The sequence below is a fragment of the Qipengyuania sp. SM2507 genome (genome assembly GCF_053714505.1).
Genome location: NZ_CM132307.1, coordinates 1,596,068 through 1,611,091 on the forward strand (window position 1 = coordinate 1,596,068; position 15,024 = coordinate 1,611,091).

The 15,024-nt window shown below is 66.2% G+C and carries 14 protein-coding genes; 4 read left to right on the plus strand and 10 right to left on the minus strand.

Annotated elements, in window-relative coordinates; translation table 11 throughout:
* Positions 1 to 22: 22 nt before the first annotated feature.
* Complete coding sequence (locus ACWIKC_RS07760; RefSeq protein WP_454596940.1) at positions 23 to 361, plus strand: PilZ domain-containing protein; 339 nt, start codon at positions 23 to 25, stop codon at positions 359 to 361.
* A gap of 21 nt (positions 362 to 382) precedes the next feature.
* Here ACWIKC_RS07760 and ACWIKC_RS07765 read toward each other — a convergent pair whose 3' ends face one another.
* The 6 genes from ACWIKC_RS07765 to ACWIKC_RS07790 form a co-directional block, all read right to left on the minus strand.
* Positions 383 to 1,585 (minus strand): serine hydrolase domain-containing protein, encoded by a 1,203-nt coding sequence (locus ACWIKC_RS07765; protein ID WP_454596941.1) that lies wholly within the window; start codon positions 1,583 to 1,585, stop codon positions 383 to 385.
* Positions 1,582 to 2,856 carry a class I SAM-dependent methyltransferase gene (locus ACWIKC_RS07770; RefSeq protein WP_454596942.1) on the minus strand — a complete coding sequence of 425 codons (1,275 nt, stop codon included), beginning with the start codon at positions 2,854 to 2,856 and terminating at the stop codon, positions 1,582 to 1,584. The genes ACWIKC_RS07765 and ACWIKC_RS07770 overlap by 4 nt, the downstream gene beginning before the upstream one ends.
* 38 nt (positions 2,857 to 2,894) lie before the next feature.
* The gene (locus ACWIKC_RS07775) at positions 2,895 to 4,289 is read right to left on the minus strand and encodes a cryptochrome/photolyase family protein (protein WP_454596943.1); all 1,395 of its coding nucleotides are present in this window, start codon (positions 4,287 to 4,289) and stop codon (positions 2,895 to 2,897) included.
* Complete coding sequence (locus tag ACWIKC_RS07780; RefSeq protein WP_454596944.1) at positions 4,286 to 5,209, minus strand: metal-dependent hydrolase; 924 nt, start codon at positions 5,207 to 5,209, stop codon at positions 4,286 to 4,288. The genes ACWIKC_RS07775 and ACWIKC_RS07780 overlap by 4 nt, the downstream gene beginning before the upstream one ends.
* 10 nt (positions 5,210 to 5,219) lie before the next feature.
* On the minus strand, positions 5,220 to 6,254 hold the full coding sequence (locus ACWIKC_RS07785; protein ID WP_454596945.1) for a 2-oxoacid:ferredoxin oxidoreductase subunit beta: 1,035 nt from the start codon (positions 6,252 to 6,254) through the stop codon (positions 5,220 to 5,222).
* A gap of 73 nt (positions 6,255 to 6,327) precedes the next feature.
* The gene (locus ACWIKC_RS07790; protein ID WP_454596946.1) at positions 6,328 to 8,322 is read right to left on the minus strand and encodes a 2-oxoacid:acceptor oxidoreductase subunit alpha; all 1,995 of its coding nucleotides are present in this window, start codon (positions 8,320 to 8,322) and stop codon (positions 6,328 to 6,330) included.
* A 177-nt stretch (positions 8,323 to 8,499) separates the two neighbouring features.
* Here ACWIKC_RS07790 and ACWIKC_RS07795 point away from each other — a divergent pair, with 177 nt between their 5' ends.
* Complete coding sequence (locus ACWIKC_RS07795) at positions 8,500 to 9,453, plus strand: alpha/beta hydrolase (RefSeq protein ID WP_454596947.1); 954 nt, start codon at positions 8,500 to 8,502, stop codon at positions 9,451 to 9,453.
* On the plus strand, positions 9,450 to 9,935 hold the full coding sequence (locus tag ACWIKC_RS07800) for an RNA pyrophosphohydrolase (protein ID WP_454596948.1): 486 nt from the start codon (positions 9,450 to 9,452) through the stop codon (positions 9,933 to 9,935). Before ACWIKC_RS07795 ends, ACWIKC_RS07800 begins: the two co-directional genes overlap by 4 nt.
* 30 nt (positions 9,936 to 9,965) lie before the next feature.
* Here the strand turns inward: ACWIKC_RS07800 and ACWIKC_RS07805 are convergent, their stop codons facing one another.
* The 4 genes from ACWIKC_RS07805 to ACWIKC_RS07820 form a co-directional block, all read right to left on the minus strand.
* Complete coding sequence (locus ACWIKC_RS07805) at positions 9,966 to 10,472, minus strand: hypothetical protein (protein ID WP_454596949.1); 507 nt, start codon at positions 10,470 to 10,472, stop codon at positions 9,966 to 9,968.
* A 68-nt stretch (positions 10,473 to 10,540) separates the two neighbouring features.
* Positions 10,541 to 11,713 (minus strand): RsmB/NOP family class I SAM-dependent RNA methyltransferase, encoded by a 1,173-nt coding sequence (locus tag ACWIKC_RS07810; protein ID WP_454596950.1) that lies wholly within the window; start codon positions 11,711 to 11,713, stop codon positions 10,541 to 10,543.
* A gap of 18 nt (positions 11,714 to 11,731) precedes the next feature.
* Positions 11,732 to 13,186 carry an IMP dehydrogenase gene (gene guaB / locus ACWIKC_RS07815; protein ID WP_454596951.1) on the minus strand — a complete coding sequence of 485 codons (1,455 nt, stop codon included), beginning with the start codon at positions 13,184 to 13,186 and terminating at the stop codon, positions 11,732 to 11,734.
* Positions 13,187 to 13,315: 129 nt separating this feature from the next.
* On the minus strand, positions 13,316 to 14,071 hold the full coding sequence (locus ACWIKC_RS07820) for a 3-hydroxybutyrate dehydrogenase (RefSeq protein ID WP_454596952.1): 756 nt from the start codon (positions 14,069 to 14,071) through the stop codon (positions 13,316 to 13,318).
* Between the two features lie 88 nt (positions 14,072 to 14,159).
* Here ACWIKC_RS07820 and ypfJ point away from each other — a divergent pair, with 88 nt between their 5' ends.
* Positions 14,160 to 15,017 (plus strand): KPN_02809 family neutral zinc metallopeptidase, encoded by an 858-nt coding sequence (gene ypfJ / locus ACWIKC_RS07825; RefSeq protein WP_454596953.1) that lies wholly within the window; start codon positions 14,160 to 14,162, stop codon positions 15,015 to 15,017.
* Positions 15,018 to 15,024: the final 7 nt, after the last annotated feature.

Below are 15,024 nucleotides of genomic sequence, written 5' to 3' on the forward strand. Positions count from 1 at the left end.
TTCAGATCGAGGACGGGCGACCATGACGACCAAAGCCTATCAGGACAGCTACCAGCGCGCCGCGCAGGAAGATCGCAGCGGTCCCCGCACGCGGCTGGCCATTCCCGCCCAGCTGCGCGCATCGGGCGGGCGCGGTTTCCGCACATTCGTGCAGGATCTGTCGATCTCGGGCTTTTCCGCCGCAGCGATCAACCGGATGCACGAGGGGCAATTGTGCTGGCTAACCATGCCCGGCCTGGAATCGCTGCAGGCGCAGGTCATTTGGTGGCAGGACTGTACTGTCGGCTGCGCCTTCACCGAGCTGCTCAGCCCGATCGTCCACGACAACATCATCGCCCGATACAGCGGCGACGGGGACTGACCCCGCCACCGCTTTCCAGGCTCAGTCGAGTTCCGCCAGCTTGGCGGTGACGCCCAGCCACTGGCGCCGCAGATCGCCGCTGGTCGCGGTGGGCCAGTTGCTGACGATCGCAACCACCAGATCGCTCTCGGGCACCAGCGTGATCGACTGGCCGAAAATCCCCTGCGCGCCGAAATTGCCGCCGGGATAGGTCCACCACTGGTAGCCATAGCCGAAGCCCTGGCCGCCGAAATCGACTTGCTGAGCACCCGCTTCGGCGAACCAGCCCTTGGGCACCACCTCGCCGCCGCCTTCGAGCACGAACTGACCGAAGCGCGCGTAATCGGACAGCCGCAGCGACAGGCAGCAGCCCCCGACATTGCCGCCGCGCGGATCGGTCATCCAGAACAGGTCGCCGGCGAAGCCCGCGGCATCGACGATGTTCTCCTTGGCATAGGCCGCCAGCGGCATGCCGACGGCATTCTCGACCAGAAGCCCCAGCAGATTGGTCTCGCCCGTCTTGTAGACCCATTTCTCACCCGCAGGCGCTTCGCGGGGTAGTGCCTTCATCTGGGCGACGATCGCATCCGGCCCGTGCTCGAGGACGAAGCGGTTGAGTTGTGCCACGTCGCTGCCGGGGTCGGTGTAATCCTCGTTCCAGGCCACGCCCGAGGTCATGGTGGCGAGCTGGCGGACCGAAACATCGTCATAGGCCGAGCCGACCAGCCCGGGCACATACTGCGTCACCGGATCGTCGAGGCTGGCGATATGGCCATCGCGCAGCGCGGCGCCAAGCAGCGTCGAGGTGAAGCTCTTGGCGACCGAGAAGCTGGTCCAGCGCTGCTCGGCACCGAAGCCGGCAGCATAGTCCTCGAAGCGGATCTGGCCATCCTGCAGAACCATAGCCCCGACGGCATTGCTCGCTGCCATGGTGGCGCGAATCTCGCTGGCGAGCGCAGCAGGCAGCGGTGCGCCGCGGACGAGCACCCGCGGGCTCGGATCGGCGGCGACTTCGTAGCCGGCAAACCAGCTTTCCATGTCGCGGAAGCGCGCCGAGCGCGCCGTATCGTCCCAGAACAGCACCTGCAGTTCCTCTGGTGGACGCTCGGTCGCGGGCATCCGCAGGACCGCCGCGTCGGTCGACGCAAGCATGGCGCTTTCGGCAGGCGGCGAACCGGTGTCCACCGTGGCGCAGGAGGCCAGCAGCATTGCCGCCAGCCCGCTCGAAATCATCCGCTTTCTCATCGACTGTCTCCGTCGTTTATCAAAGTGACCTGGTGGACATCGATCCCGCCCCCGCGGAACCCGCCCTCGCAATACATCAGATAATAGCGCCACAGCTCTACGAAGCCTTGGTCGAACCCGGCGGGCAGCCGAGCCTCCGCGACCGCGCGGTCGAAATTTGCGCGCCAGATTTTCAAAGTCTCGGCATAATCCTGTCCGAAATCGCTCTGCTCGGTCCAGCGCAGCCCGCGTTCCTCCGCCAGTCGCCGGAACTCGCTGGTGCGGATCAGCAGGCCGCCCGGGAAGATATAGGCCTGGATGAAGTCAGCGCTCGCAGCATAGGCCTCGAAGAGATCGTCGCGCATCGAGATATACTGGATCGCCGCGCGCGCGCCGGGTTTGAGGTTGCGCGCCAGGCAATCCATGAAGGTCGGCCAGTATTCGCGCCCCAGCGCCTCGACCATCTCAACGCTGACCACGGCGTCGTAGCGCCCGTCGGTGTCGCGGTAATCCTGCATCCGGAAGTCGACCACGGCGTGGCGCTCCCGGGCCCAGTCCAGCTGCTCGGCCGAGAGGCTGATCGCGGTCACCTCGGCCCCGCCACGCGCAAGGTGCCCTGCCAGGCTCCCCCAGCCGCAGCCGATCTCGAGCACCTGCTCCGCTGCGCCCAGCCGCTGTTCGAGCGCGCGCCACTTGCGCCGCTGCGCCGCTTCGAGATCGCCATCGGCCAGCGACACCGCTGCGGAATAGCTCATCGTCGGATCGAGCCATTGGGCGTAGAAATCATTGCCGAGATCGTAATGCGCGGCCACGTTCTTCTGCGCGCCCGAAGGAGTGTTGCGGTTGACCAGATGCGCCAGCCGGAGCGCGTGGCGGAACGGCCCCTTGGCGCGGCCGGTGTCGCCCAGCCGCTCGGCGTGCTGCATGAAGAGGGCGAACAGCGGCACCGGATCGGGGCTCCACCATTCGCCCGCTTCCCAGGCCTGATACCAGCCTACCGAGCCGTTGGAGGCCAGCCGCACCAGCGCGTTCCAGCTGCGCAGTTCGACGGTGCATTCGAAGCCCGGCGCGCGGCCACCCAGCATCCGGGGCGTTCCGTCGGGCAGGGTTCCGTGGATCGTGCCCTCGGTCACCGCGGCGTCGATCCGGTCGAGCAACTTGCCAAGCGCGGGCGCGGTCAGGCGGGCGAGCCAGCCGGGTTTGCGCGCGAAGCGCTGCGCGCCTTCCAGCAGCCCATACCCTCTGTCGGGTCGGTGCGTTGTGTTATTCCCCCGGGTCGTCTGCATATCCATTGCCGGATCCTATCGCGCGGCGTGGCGCAACAGGCAAGTTAGTCGCCCCGGCTGTCCCGATATGCGTTGAGCGCGCGCTCGCGCGCCGCTTTGTGCTCTATCATTCGCGCCGGATACTTTCCGCGCTTCCCGTCGGGCGGATCGTGGATATCGGCATCGGTGAGATGCGCCAGTTCGGGGACGAATTCGCGAATGTATTCGCCCGCGGCGAATTTCTCGCTCTGCGTCAGCGGTGCCATGATCCGCACGAACATGTTGCTGTCGACCCCGGTGCCCGAGATCCACTGCCAGTTGACGCCGTTGTTGCCGTAATCGGCATCGACCAGGCAGTCCCAATACCACTGCTCGCCGTGGCGCCAGTCGATCAGCAGATGCTTCACCAGAAAGCTTGCCGCGATCATGCGGACACGGTTGTGCATCCAGCCGGTGCGCCACAGCTGGCGCATCCCGGCATCGACGATGGGGTAGCCGGTCATGCCGCGCTGCCAGGTGCGCAGATCGTCCGTAGCATCGCTGTCGTTCTCGGGATTTCGCCAGACCTCGTCATACCCCTCACGGTAACTCGTCCGCGCATAATCTGGAAACTGGTCGATCACATTCTGGGCATAATCGCGCCAGATCAACTCCTTGGCGAAGGTCTGCCAGCCCTGCCCGCGTCGGCCCTTGAGCGCGTGCCAGACCTGCGCCGGGCTGATCTCACCCCAATGGAGGTGCGGGGACAAGCGGCTCGAGCCGTCCTTTGAGGGAAGGTTGCGCGCCTCGTCATACTCCGCGACCGAATCGCTCCACTGCGCCAGCCGGTCATGCGCAGCGCTTTCGCCGATCTGCCAGAAATCGCGGACTCCGCCCGCCCAGTCCGGGTCGCTCGGCAACAGGTTCCAATCGGCCAGCGCGTCGCTTTCGGGCCAGTGCTCGGGTGAGGAAATGGTGTCGGGCTCGCCCAGCGTGTCGCGCGGCGGCATCCGCTCGATCATCGACTTCGAGAACGGTGTGTAGATCTTGTAGGGGTCGCCCGAACCCGTGGTAACCGCGCCGGGCGGGAGCAGATAATTCCCGTCGTAGAGCTTGAGCGCGGCATCCTCGCCCAGCGCATCGCGCAATTCGTCCTCGGCCTCCTTCCACCACGGTTCGTAATGGCGGATCGCGTGTACGCAAGCCGCGCCGGTCTCGGCGGCAATCGCGGCTAGGATCTGCGGGGCATCGCCGCGGCGCAGCACGATCCGCGAATGGCGCGAGCCCAGACTGCGCGACAGGCTGTCGAGCGAGTGATGCAACCACACAAGCGACGCTCCGCCATAGGCGTGATCGCCCGCGCGTTGGTCGTCGAGCACGAACACCGGGATCACCGGCCCGGCTTGCGCGGCGGCATGAAGCGCCGGCTGGTCGGCAAGGCGCAGGTCGCGGCGCAGCCAGACGATCTGCGGGGTACTCATGGTTCGGTGCGCACCTGCGGGCAGGCCTCGGCGGGAATCTGCACGGCAAAACGGTCGCCCGCTCGCGGATCGGCAAAACGCGCATCGCGCAGCCACAACGTGCCATCCTCGCGCGGCTCGACGAAGGGCACGCGCGACCAGACCAGGAAGGCGTCCACACCCTTGTCCTCACGCCGGACCTGGGTGAGGTCGCAGCCGTCGATCGGCACCCCGGCGAGCGTCCGGCGGTCGGTCATGTATAGCCCGTTCCCCCCTGAGATCATCTCGCGCGAAAGCGAGAACAGCGGCGGCGGGCTGGCGATGACCACATCGGTCCCCACCGGGCTGGAGACCAAGCCCGCCTCGGCGCGCGCGGTGATCCAGCCGTTGATGCCGATGTAGAGCGCGGCCACGGATAGCGCGATCCGCGCGGGCCTGCGCCATTCCCCGTCGCGCTTCTCACGCCGCAGCGAAAACCAGGTCGCAAAGCCCATCAACAGCCACAGCCAGATGTCGATGATGAACAGCACATCGCCATAATACCAAGTGCTGGAGAAGGGTTCGAACAAGCGGATGCCGTAGACGTTGAGCCAGTCGAGTGCCGGATGCGACAGGCAGGCGATCAGGCTGAGCGCATAGAGCCAACCGAAATGGACCGGCACGCGTTCCGCGGGCCGCTTGCCGCGCGCCGCCTGCCAGCGGTCGTACCACCACAGCCCGGCCGCGAGCAGCAGCGGCAGCAGCACTAGGGCGATCGGTCCGTGGGTGATTCCGCGGCGGAAACCGAGATGCTCGACGCCGTCGAGCCAGAAGAAGCAGGCCGCGTCGATATCGGGGATATTCGCCCCGATGATCAGCGCCGGCATGGCGAGCCCCGTTTTGCGCTTGAGCCCCGCCTGCCCGATCAGCGCGCCGACGAGGGAATGGGTCAGATTATCCATCTGGGATTATTCAGACCGGATCAGCCGCCGTCCCGTCCACGGTCCAAGTCTGGCCCGTCGCGAGCAGTTTCGCCAGATCGGGTTGCTTGCCTTCGCTCGCCTGCGCGCGTTCGGCGACCACAGCATCCTCGAAGGTCGGGCGCGGATGGTCGTAGAGCACGCCCAGCGCCATCGGGAACGGGCCGAATGGCATTTCGACCAGCATATGGGCGAGCGAGCGGTTGCGCACGTCATGGACCACCACGCCCGCCGCCTGCCAGTCGCCATCGACGACATCGACCACGGTGAGCGCCAGGTTGACGGTGTCGAGAGCGAGACCCTTGGTTCCGTCGGCGAAGAGCATCGGCTGGCCATCTTCCAGCCACAGCTGACGATCCTCGGCGCCCTTGGGCGCGGCGAAATCGTCGAATACGTCCTTGTTGTAAACGATGCAGTTCTGGAAAATCTCGATAAAGGCCGCGCCATTGTGCGCGTGCGCGGCGCTCAGCACTTCGGGCAATTTCTTCGACACGTCGAAGCCACGCGCCACGAAGCGCGCCCCGCTGCCCAGCGCGAAAGCGGCGGGCTTGGCGGGATGGTCGTAGCTGCCCAGCGGGGTGGAGGGCGAACGCGTGCCCTCGCGGCTCGTGGGCGAGGCCTGGCCCTTGGTGAGGCCGTAGATCTCGTTGTTGAACAGCATGATCTGCATGTTCACATTGCGCCGCAGCACATGCATCATGTGATTGCCGCCGATCGACAACCCGTCGCCGTCGCCGGTGACCAGCCAGATATCGAGCGCCGGATTGGCGAGCTTGATCCCCGTCGCCACCGCGGGCGCGCGGCCGTGGATGGTGTGGAAGCCGTAGCTCTCGATATAATAGGGAAAGCGGCTCGAACAGCCGATGCCCGAGACGAACACGGTGTTCTTTGGATCGCAACCAAGCTGCGGCAGCGTGCGCTGGACCGCTTTCAGGATCGCGTAGTCACCGCAACCGGGGCACCAGCGGACCTCCTGGTCGGTTTCCCAGTCCTTGATGGTCGTGGTGATGGGGGTCATGTCGTTCATGATGTGGGTTCTTCAATAGCGGTTTTATTCGGTCTCACGACCGCATCGGTCCGGCGTATGGTGGCCGAATTGCTCACGACAGAATTCCGGTGTTGGGCAACTGCTGGTCGTTGGCGGGCACCTCGCCGCCCTCATTGCCTTCGATGCCGTCGAAATATTTGGCGATCGCCGCTTCGACCTCGGCGATCTGGAACGGCTGACCGCTGGTCTTGGTCAACGGCGTCGCATCGACAAGGAACTGATCGCGCAGCACGGTCTTGAACTGGCCGGTATTCATCTCGGGCACCAGCACGTGGTCAAAGCCGCGCAGCAGATCGCCCAGATTGGCGGGCAGCGGCCAGATGTGGCGGACATGGATATGCGCGACCTTGCGGCCCTTGGCGATGCTGCGGCGCACGGCCTGGAGGATCGGGCCATAGGTCGAACCCCAGCCGACCACCGCGAGAGTGCCGCCGGGTTCGCCGAGCGCGATTTCCTGGTCCGGACGGTCGACGCCCAGCACCTTGTCGCGGCGCGCATCGGTCATCGCCTGGTGGTTGTCGGGCGAGTAATCGATATGGCCGGTGCCCTGCGCCTTCTCGATCCCGCCGATGCGGTGCATCAGCCCGGGCGTACCCGGTCTAATCCACGGCCGCGCGCCCTTTTCGTCGCGCGCATAGGGCTGGACCACCGCATGCGAAGCATCGCCCTTGGACCCCGCTCCGGCGGCGTCCACCTCACCCTCACCTGCGAGCCCGAGGCTATCCGCATCGGCAAAGCTCACCGGGAAGGGAGCGAAGGTCTCGGGATCGGGTACTTTCCAGGGCTCGGCGGCATTGGCGATATAGCCATCGGTCAGCAGCATCACCGGGGTCATGTATTGTACTGCGATACGGCAGGCCTCGATCGCGCATTCGAAAGAATCCGAAGGACTGCGCGCCGCAATCACCGGCATCGGCGCATCGCCGTTGCGGCCATAGACCGCCTGATAGAGATCGCTCTGCTCGGTCTTGGTCGGCAGCCCGGTCGAGGGGCCGCCGCGCTGCGAATTGACGATCACCAGCGGCAGCTCGGTCATGATGGCCAGCCCCATCGCCTCGGTCTTGAGCGCAATGCCCGGACCCGAAGAGCTGGTGACGCCGAGGCTGCCGGCATAGCTCGCGCCGATCGCGGCACAGATCGCGGCAATCTCGTCTTCCGCCTGGAAGGTGGTGACGCCGAATTCCTTGAGCCGCGCGAGATGGTGGAGGATCGCGCTGGCTGGCGTGATCGGATAGCCGCCGAAGAACATCGGCAACTTGGCCAGCTGCGCCCCCGCGACCAGTCCGAGCGAAACCGCCTCGGCGCCGGTCACGGTGCGGTAGAGCCCCGGCTCGCTGAGTACCGGCGGCATGTGCAATTGCTTGATCGGGCCCGACAGCTCGGCGGTCTCGCCATAGGCATGACCGGCATCGAGCGCGGCGATATTGGCGTCGGCGATGTCGGGGCTGCGGCGGAATTTCTGCTTGAGCCACTCGTGGATCGGCGCGCGGTCGCGGTCGAACAGCCACAGCGCGAGGCCCAGCGTCCACATGTTCTTGGAACGCAGCGCGTCCTTGTTGCCCAGCCCGTAAGGCTTGACCGCCTCGATCGTCTTCTCGCTGATGTCGAAGGCCAGCAGGTCGAATTTCGCCAGGCTGCCGTCTTCCAACGGATTGGAATCGTAATGCGCCTTGTCGAGATTGCGCTTGGTGAAGGCACCGGTGTCGGCGATCACCAGCCCGCCGGGCTTGAGCGACGAGATGTTCACCTTGAGCGCCGCCGGGTTCATCGCCACCAGCACATCGGGGGCATCGCCCGCGGTGTTGATCTCGCGGCTGCCGAAATTGATCTGGAAGGCCGAGACGCCGAACAGCGTGCCGGTTGGCGCGCGGATTTCGGCGGGGAAATCGGGGAAGGTCGCCAGATCATTGCCCGCCAGCGCGGTGGACAGGGTGAACTGTCCCCCGGTCAGCTGCATGCCGTCGCCACTGTCGCCGGCGAACCGGACCACGACGGCTTCGGGGGTGTCTGAAATGCCGTCCTGCGGCGCGGTGGCGGCAGTTGCCATCCGGAAATTCCTTATCGCGCGCCGCGCGTGTGCGGCGCTGGTGTCATTCGAGTGCCGGACCTAGGAGCCGCCCCCTGCTCCCGCAATCAAGTTTTTCTCCGTCGACGACAAAATCGCGGCTGGCAAAGCCCTAGCGAGACGCTAAGCCTTCGGCAAAGAGAACAGGGAGAGCAGACGATGGCCAAGGGCGAACATTACGTGCGCGATGACGTGCGCGGATTTCTCGACATGCTCGAGCAGATGGGCGGCAAGGGAGTCGAGGAAGTCGGCGCGGTCGAGGGACGCATGCAGATGCGCGCGATGAAATCCGTGGCCGAAGCCGACAACCGCGAGCTCGCCGTGCACCGCGACCTTACCTGCCCCGGCCCCGACGGCGATATTCCGCTGCGGCTCTACGACACCAAGGATACGCGCGAAGCCGGACCTTGCGTGGTATTCCTCCACGGCGGTGGTTTCGTGATCGGCGATATAGAGGTCTATGACTCGCTGTGCAGCGAGATCGCCTACCAGCTCGACCTGCCGGTGATCTCGGTCGAATACCGACTCGCGCCCGAGCACCCCTTCCCCGCTGCGCCCGACGATTGCGAGGCCGCGGCGCGCTGGATCGCCACCTCACCCGCCGAACTGGGCCGCGAAGTCACCGGCCTGGTCATCAGCGGCGATAGCGCCGGCGGCAATCTCACCATCGTCACCACCAACCAGCTGGTCAACGAACCCGCAGCAGTGCCGGTGCTGGTGCAGGCGCCGTTCTACCCAGTCGCCAGCGATATCAGCGAACACAGCAGCTTCGCGCTGTTCAACGAAGGTTTCCTGCTGACCGGCGCGGCAATGGCCTGGTTCACCCAGCAATATGGCGGCGATGCGCAGGATCCGCGTCACACCCCGATGGTCGGCGACTGCGCCAACACCCCGCCGACGGTGATCTGCACCGCCGGGCTCGACCCCTTGCGCGATTCGGGCCGCGAATACGCCGCGCATCTGATCCAGCAGGGCACCGAGGTGAGCTATTTCGAATTTCCCGGGGTGATCCACGGCTTCATCACGCTGCGCAAGGCGATCCCCAGCGGGCAGGCCGACCTCGAGGCCTTCCTCGGCGCAATCAAGGTCAAGCTGGCGCGGCTGACGCGATGAACGACGCAACGCATCCACTGGGTTACCGCCCCTGCGTCGGGGTAATGCTGGTCAACGCCCAGGGCCGCGCCTTCGTCGGGCGGCGGATCGACAACAAGGAAGGCGACTGGTGGCAGATGCCCCAGGGCGGGGTCGACGAGGGCGAGGACCTCGAGGATGCGGCGCTGCGCGAGCTGGGCGAGGAGACCGGCGCGAAGCCCGAGCATATCACCCTGCTCAAGCGGATGGATGAGGCGATGCGATACGACCTGCCCGAGGAACTGATCGGCAAACTGTGGGGCGGCAAATACCGCGGGCAGGAGCAGGTGTGGTATCTGGCGCGCTTCACCGGCGCCGACGAGGATATCGATCTCGAGGCGCATAATCCGCCCGAATTCTGCGACTGGAAATGGGTCGATCCCGAACAGCTGCCCGAGTTGATCGTGCCGTTCAAGAAGCGCGTCTATCGCACCGTGCTGGAAGCTTTTCGCGAGCTGGTCTGAGCGGCTGCGCGCTCGCGCCGCCTGCCCAGATCAGTTGGACTGAACCACCTCGGTATCGGGCAGCACCGCTTCGGCAGTCAGCACCCGATCCTTGGGGCCTTGCGCGATCGATTGCGCCAGCCGCTGTGTCTCGGGGCAGGCTTCGCCGCACAGCGATTCCAGCTTGGCGAGGTTGAGGCGGGCCTTTGCCACCGCGCCCTTCTCGACCAGAGCCGCGCCTTCGCCCGAGATCGCGGCGAGATTGCCCGGATCGCGGACCAGCGCTTCGCGGTAATAGCGGATCGCCTTGCCCTGCAGATCGTCGCGGCGCGCGGCGCGCGCCAGTTCGAGGAAGATCGGCGTGTAGCCCGGATCGACTGCCAGCGCGGCTTCGAAAGAATCGATCGCCACCTGCGTATCGCCAGCTTCCAGCGCGGCGCGGCCATCGGCGATCAGCATAGCGGCGCGTGGGGCCGGCTCGCGGTCGGCGCCAAGGCTCGCGCTCGCGGTCATCACGAGGGCCAGCGAAAGGGCAGCGGCGGCGGGGGCAAAGCGCATGATCGTCTCCAGGGTGCCTTGATGGCGGGAACGGGCTTGGTCAGCCATAATGGGCCGGATTATCACGCCTAAGCTGCACAGGCGATGAAAAATCCGTCGGTGCCGTCCTGGAGCGGAGTGAGGCGGGTACCCTTCCCGCGTTCGCGACCGAGCGGGAGCGCCAATGGTGACGCCGCAAGCTGCGGATGGCGCGCGAGCAGCGCGTCGAACTGCTTTGCGCCCTCGGCATCGAGCAGCGAACAGGTGACAAAGACAAGCCGACCGCCGGGCCGCAGCAGCCCCACCGCCAAATCGAGAATATGCGCCTGCAATTGCACCAGCCGTGCAAGCTCGCCCTCGTCGAGCCGCCAGCGCGCCTCGGGGTTGCGGCGCCAGGTCCCGGTCCCGGAACAGGGCGCGTCGACCAGCACCGCATCGGCCTGTCCCGCAAGATCGCCCAGTGCTTCCATCTCGCGACCGGGGTTGAGCAGGCGGGTCTCGATCAGGCTGGCACCGGCGCGTTGGGCGCGCGGCGCGAGCCGCGAGAGCCGGTTGCGATCGGTGTCGGCAGCGATCAGGCGACCCTGATTGTCCATCGCCGCGGCCAGCGCGAGCGTTTTGCCCCCGCCCCCGGCGCACAGATCGACGACGGTCTCACCAGGCTGCGCGTCGAGCGCGAGACAGGCGAGCTGCGATCCGGTGTCCTGCACCTCGATCAGCCCCTCGCTCCATTGCGGCCATTGCTCGACCGCGGTTCCGGTCGCGACACGCAGGCCCTGCGGCGCGGCGGTGGTTTCGGCGGGTTCGGGCAGCTCGAGCGTGGCGCGCTCAGCCTTGAGTGTGTTGACCCTCAGATCGAGCGGCGCGCGACCGAGCAGCGCGTCGGCCTCCTCGTCCTCGACGCCGGAGCGCGCGAGTCGCTCGACCAGCCAAGCGGGCGCGACGCCGCCAGCCGCAGGCTGTTCGCCCGAGCTAATCGCCGGGGCGCCGTAGTTCGATCCGTCGAACAGCGGCGCGATGGCGGGATCGGTCTCGGCCAGCCGCAGCAGCGCGGCGCGACCCGTGGCGGGGACGGGGCCGCAGGCGCGAATGGTACGATAGACCAGCTCGCGGATCGCGCGACGGTCCTTGGAACCGGCGAAGCGATTGGCGCGAAACCATTCGGCGAGGATGCGGTCGGCGGGCGCGCCCTTGCCGCGCGCGGCGGCGATGATCGAGTCTAGCAGTTCGATCGCGGTTTGGATGCGAGCGGCGGGGGTCATCGTGGCAAAAGGTGGCGATCAGCGCGTCGGATAATTCGGCGCCTCGCGCGTGATCGCCACGTCGTGGACGTGGCTCTCGGTCAGGCCCGCACCGGTGATCCGGACGAACTGGGCCTTGTTGCGCAATTCCTCGATGGTCGAGGCGCCGGTGTAGCCCATCGCCGCCTTGATCCCGCCGACCAGCTGGTGGACCACCGCGCTCGCCGGACCCTTGTAGGGCACCTGCCCCTCGATGCCTTCGGGGACGAGCTTCTGCGCCGAAACGTCCTGCTGGAAATAGCGGTCGGCGCTGCCGCGCGCCATCGCACTCACGCTGCCCATGCCACGATAGCTCTTGTAGCTGCGGCCCTGGTAGATGAAGGTTTCGCCCGGCGCTTCCTCGGTCCCGGCGAGCATCGAGCCGATCATCACGCATGACGCGCCCGCGGCGAGCGCCTTGGCGGCGTCGCCGCTGGTCCTGAGGCCGCCGTCGCCGATCACCGGCACGCCGTGCTTCTCGCCCTCGGCCGCGCAGTCCATGATCGCGGTCAATTGCGGCACGCCGACCCCGGCGACCACGCGGGTGGTGCAGATCGAGCCCGGTCCGATCCCGACCTTGACGGCATCCGCACCCGCATCGGCGAGCGCTCTTGTCGCCTCGGCGGTGGCGACATTGCCCGCGATCACCTGGACCGAATTGGACAGTTTCTTGACCCGCTCGACCGCGCGCGCGACCTCCTTGTTGTGGCCATGCGCGGTGTCGATCACCACCACATCGACCTCGGCATCGATCAGCGCCTCGGTGCGCTCGAAACCGGCATCGCCCACCGTGGTCGCCGCGGCGACGCGCAGGCGGCCGGTCCCGTCCTTGGTGGCATTGGGATAAGCGACCGCCTTCTCGATGTCCTTGACCGTGATCAGTCCGACGCATTTGCCGTGATCGTCCACCACCAGCAGCTTCTCGATCCGGCGCTGGTGAAGCAGGCGACGCGCGTCCTCCTGCCCGGTACCCAGCGGCACGGTCGCGAGATTGTCGGTGGTCATCAGCTCGCGTACCGGCTGGAGCGGGTTCTCGGCAAAGCGGACGTCGCGATTGGTGACGATACCGACGAGCTTGCCGTCGCGATCGGTGACGGGGATGCCGCTGATGCGGTTGGCCGCCATCAGCTCCTGCGCCTCGCCCAGGGTGGCATCGGGGTGGATGGTGATCGGATTGACCACCATACCGCTCTCGTAGCGCTTGACCGCGCGCACCGCGGCGACCTGTTCGGGGACCAGCAGATTGCGATGCAGCACGCCGATGCCGCCCATCTGCGCCATGGCGATGGCCATGTCGGCCTCGGTCACCGTATCCATCGCGCTGGAGATGACCGGAATGTTGAGCGAAATCGCGCGCGTCAGCCGCGTGGCGGTGTTCGCCATCGAGGGCAGGATATCGCTTTCGGCCGGACGCAGCAGCACGTCGTCGAAGGTCAGGCCGAGGGGGATGTCCATGAATGCCACTTTCTGTACGCGCGGGGGGAATCGTGGCGGCCCATGTAACGACGGTTTGTGACGGGCGCTAGTGCCCTTCCTTCCCTGCAGTCAGGTCGCCCCGTCGGGTTACACCGGAAAGGCGACAAGTCATTCCGCCGTCCAGCCGCCGTCCATGCTCCAGTTCGCACCGGTGACGTTCTGCGCCTCGTCGCGGCACAAGAACACAGCCAGTGCGCCGACCTCCTCGGGCTGGACGAATTTCTTGGTCGCCTGCTTGACCAGCAGGACGTCGTTGATGACCTCGTCGCGGGTCAGCCCGCGCGCCTGCATCGTGTCGGGAATCTGGTTCTCGACCAGCGGGGTCCAGACATAGCCGGGGCTGATGCAATTGGCGGTGACGCCGTGTTCGGCGAGCTCGAGCGCGACCGTCTTGGTCAGGCCGTCGAGCCCGTGCTTGGCGGCGTTGTAGGCGCTCTTGAAGGGCGAGGCGACCTTGGAATGGGCGCTGGCGGTGTTGATGATCCGCCCCCAGCGCTTCGCCTTCATCGCCGGCACCGCGAGCCTTGTGGTGTGGAACGCCGCGCCGAGATTGAGCGCGAGGATCGTCTCCCACTTGGCAACCGGGAAATCCTCGACCGGCGCGACATGCTGCATCCCGGCGTTGTTGACGAGAATGTCGATACCGCCCGCCTCGGCCATCATCGCTCCGATCTGCGCGACATCGGTGAGGTCGGCGCCCGAATGGCTGGCGCCCAGTTCCTCGCACAGCGCAGCGATCTCGGCTGCGTCGCCAAAGCCGTTGAGCACGATAGCGGCCCCCTCCGCGTGCAAGGCCCGCGCGATGGCGAGACCGATGCCCGAGGTCGATCCGGTGACGAGCGCGCGTTTTCCTTCGAGAAACAATTCGACCTCCAAGCGTTAATCGGTGTTTCAACCCGCATCGCGCAAGCCAGGCGCGCTGTCCAGCGGTGACCTTGAGGGGGATTAAAAGATGCGGCTCAATCCGTTCAACGCCAACAATATCAACGTGCGATCGAGCGGCGGGGGCGGAATGCCCGGCGGCAAGGCAGGTGGCCTCGGCTGCGGCACGATCGTCCTGGCGGCGATCGGCTATTTCGTCTTCGGACTGGACCCGATGCAGACCGCCGCGACGGTCGAAAGTGTCCAGCAGGGAACGCAGCAAGGCGGCTCAGTGAATACCGATGTTCAGGCAGTGTGCTCCACCAGCCAGTATGCGGTCGAAGCCTGTAACGCCCTTGAATCGCTCGACGATACTTGGTCACGAACCTTTGCCGAACAGGGTTTCGCCGACAATTTCCGCCAGCCGACCTTGGATCTCTACAGTGGGTCCGGAGTACGCACGGGATGCGGCAGCGGCAGCTCGGCGATGGGCCCGTTCTACTGTCCCGCCGACGAGACGATCTATATCGATACCAGCTTTTACGACGAGCTCGCGCGGATGGCGGACAACAGCGGCGATTTCGCCCGCTACTACGTCCTCGCGCATGAATACGGCCACCACATCCAGACGCTTACCGGCGTGTCCGGCCAGATACGCAACGCGCAGCGGCAGTCGCCCGGCGATTCCAAAGCGATGCAGGTGCTGATGGAACTGCAGGCGGATTGCTATGCCGGCGTATGGGCGGGCAAGAACCGCAATCTGATCGAACCGGGCGATATCGAGGAGGGAATGGACGCGGCCGCAGCAATCGGCGACGATCGGCTTACCGGCGGAAGGGTGAGCAAGGAAAATTTCACCCACGGTACCAGCCAGCAGCGCAGTCGGGCGCTTCGCCTCGGGCTGCGCGGCGATGACCGTGCCTGCGACGTGATCACGACGCCTGGCTGAACCGTCG

Bases quoted from the DNA above. Each gene is read 5' to 3' on its own strand.
- ACWIKC_RS07760 (WP_454596940.1), top strand. From the start codon at position 23: ATGACGACCAAAGCCTATCAGGACAGCTACCAGCGCGCCGCGCAGGAA.
- ACWIKC_RS07765 (WP_454596941.1), bottom strand. From the start codon at position 1,585: ATGAGAAAGCGGATGATTTCGAGCGGGCTGGCGGCAATGCTGCTGGCC.
- ACWIKC_RS07770 (WP_454596942.1), bottom strand. From the start codon at position 2,856: ATGGATATGCAGACGACCCGGGGGAATAACACAACGCACCGACCCGAC.
- ACWIKC_RS07775 (WP_454596943.1), bottom strand. From the start codon at position 4,289: ATGAGTACCCCGCAGATCGTCTGGCTGCGCCGCGACCTGCGCCTTGCC.
- ACWIKC_RS07780 (WP_454596944.1), bottom strand. From the start codon at position 5,209: ATGGATAATCTGACCCATTCCCTCGTCGGCGCGCTGATCGGGCAGGCG.
- ACWIKC_RS07785 (WP_454596945.1), bottom strand. From the start codon at position 6,254: ATGAACGACATGACCCCCATCACCACGACCATCAAGGACTGGGAAACC.
- ACWIKC_RS07790 (WP_454596946.1), bottom strand. From the start codon at position 8,322: ATGGCAACTGCCGCCACCGCGCCGCAGGACGGCATTTCAGACACCCCC.
- ACWIKC_RS07795 (WP_454596947.1), top strand. From the start codon at position 8,500: ATGGCCAAGGGCGAACATTACGTGCGCGATGACGTGCGCGGATTTCTC.
- ACWIKC_RS07800 (WP_454596948.1), top strand. From the start codon at position 9,450: ATGAACGACGCAACGCATCCACTGGGTTACCGCCCCTGCGTCGGGGTA.
- ACWIKC_RS07805 (WP_454596949.1), bottom strand. From the start codon at position 10,472: ATGCGCTTTGCCCCCGCCGCCGCTGCCCTTTCGCTGGCCCTCGTGATG.
- ACWIKC_RS07810 (WP_454596950.1), bottom strand. From the start codon at position 11,713: ATGACCCCCGCCGCTCGCATCCAAACCGCGATCGAACTGCTAGACTCG.
- guaB (WP_454596951.1), bottom strand. From the start codon at position 13,186: ATGGACATCCCCCTCGGCCTGACCTTCGACGACGTGCTGCTGCGTCCG.
- ypfJ (WP_454596953.1), top strand. From the start codon at position 14,160: ATGCGGCTCAATCCGTTCAACGCCAACAATATCAACGTGCGATCGAGC.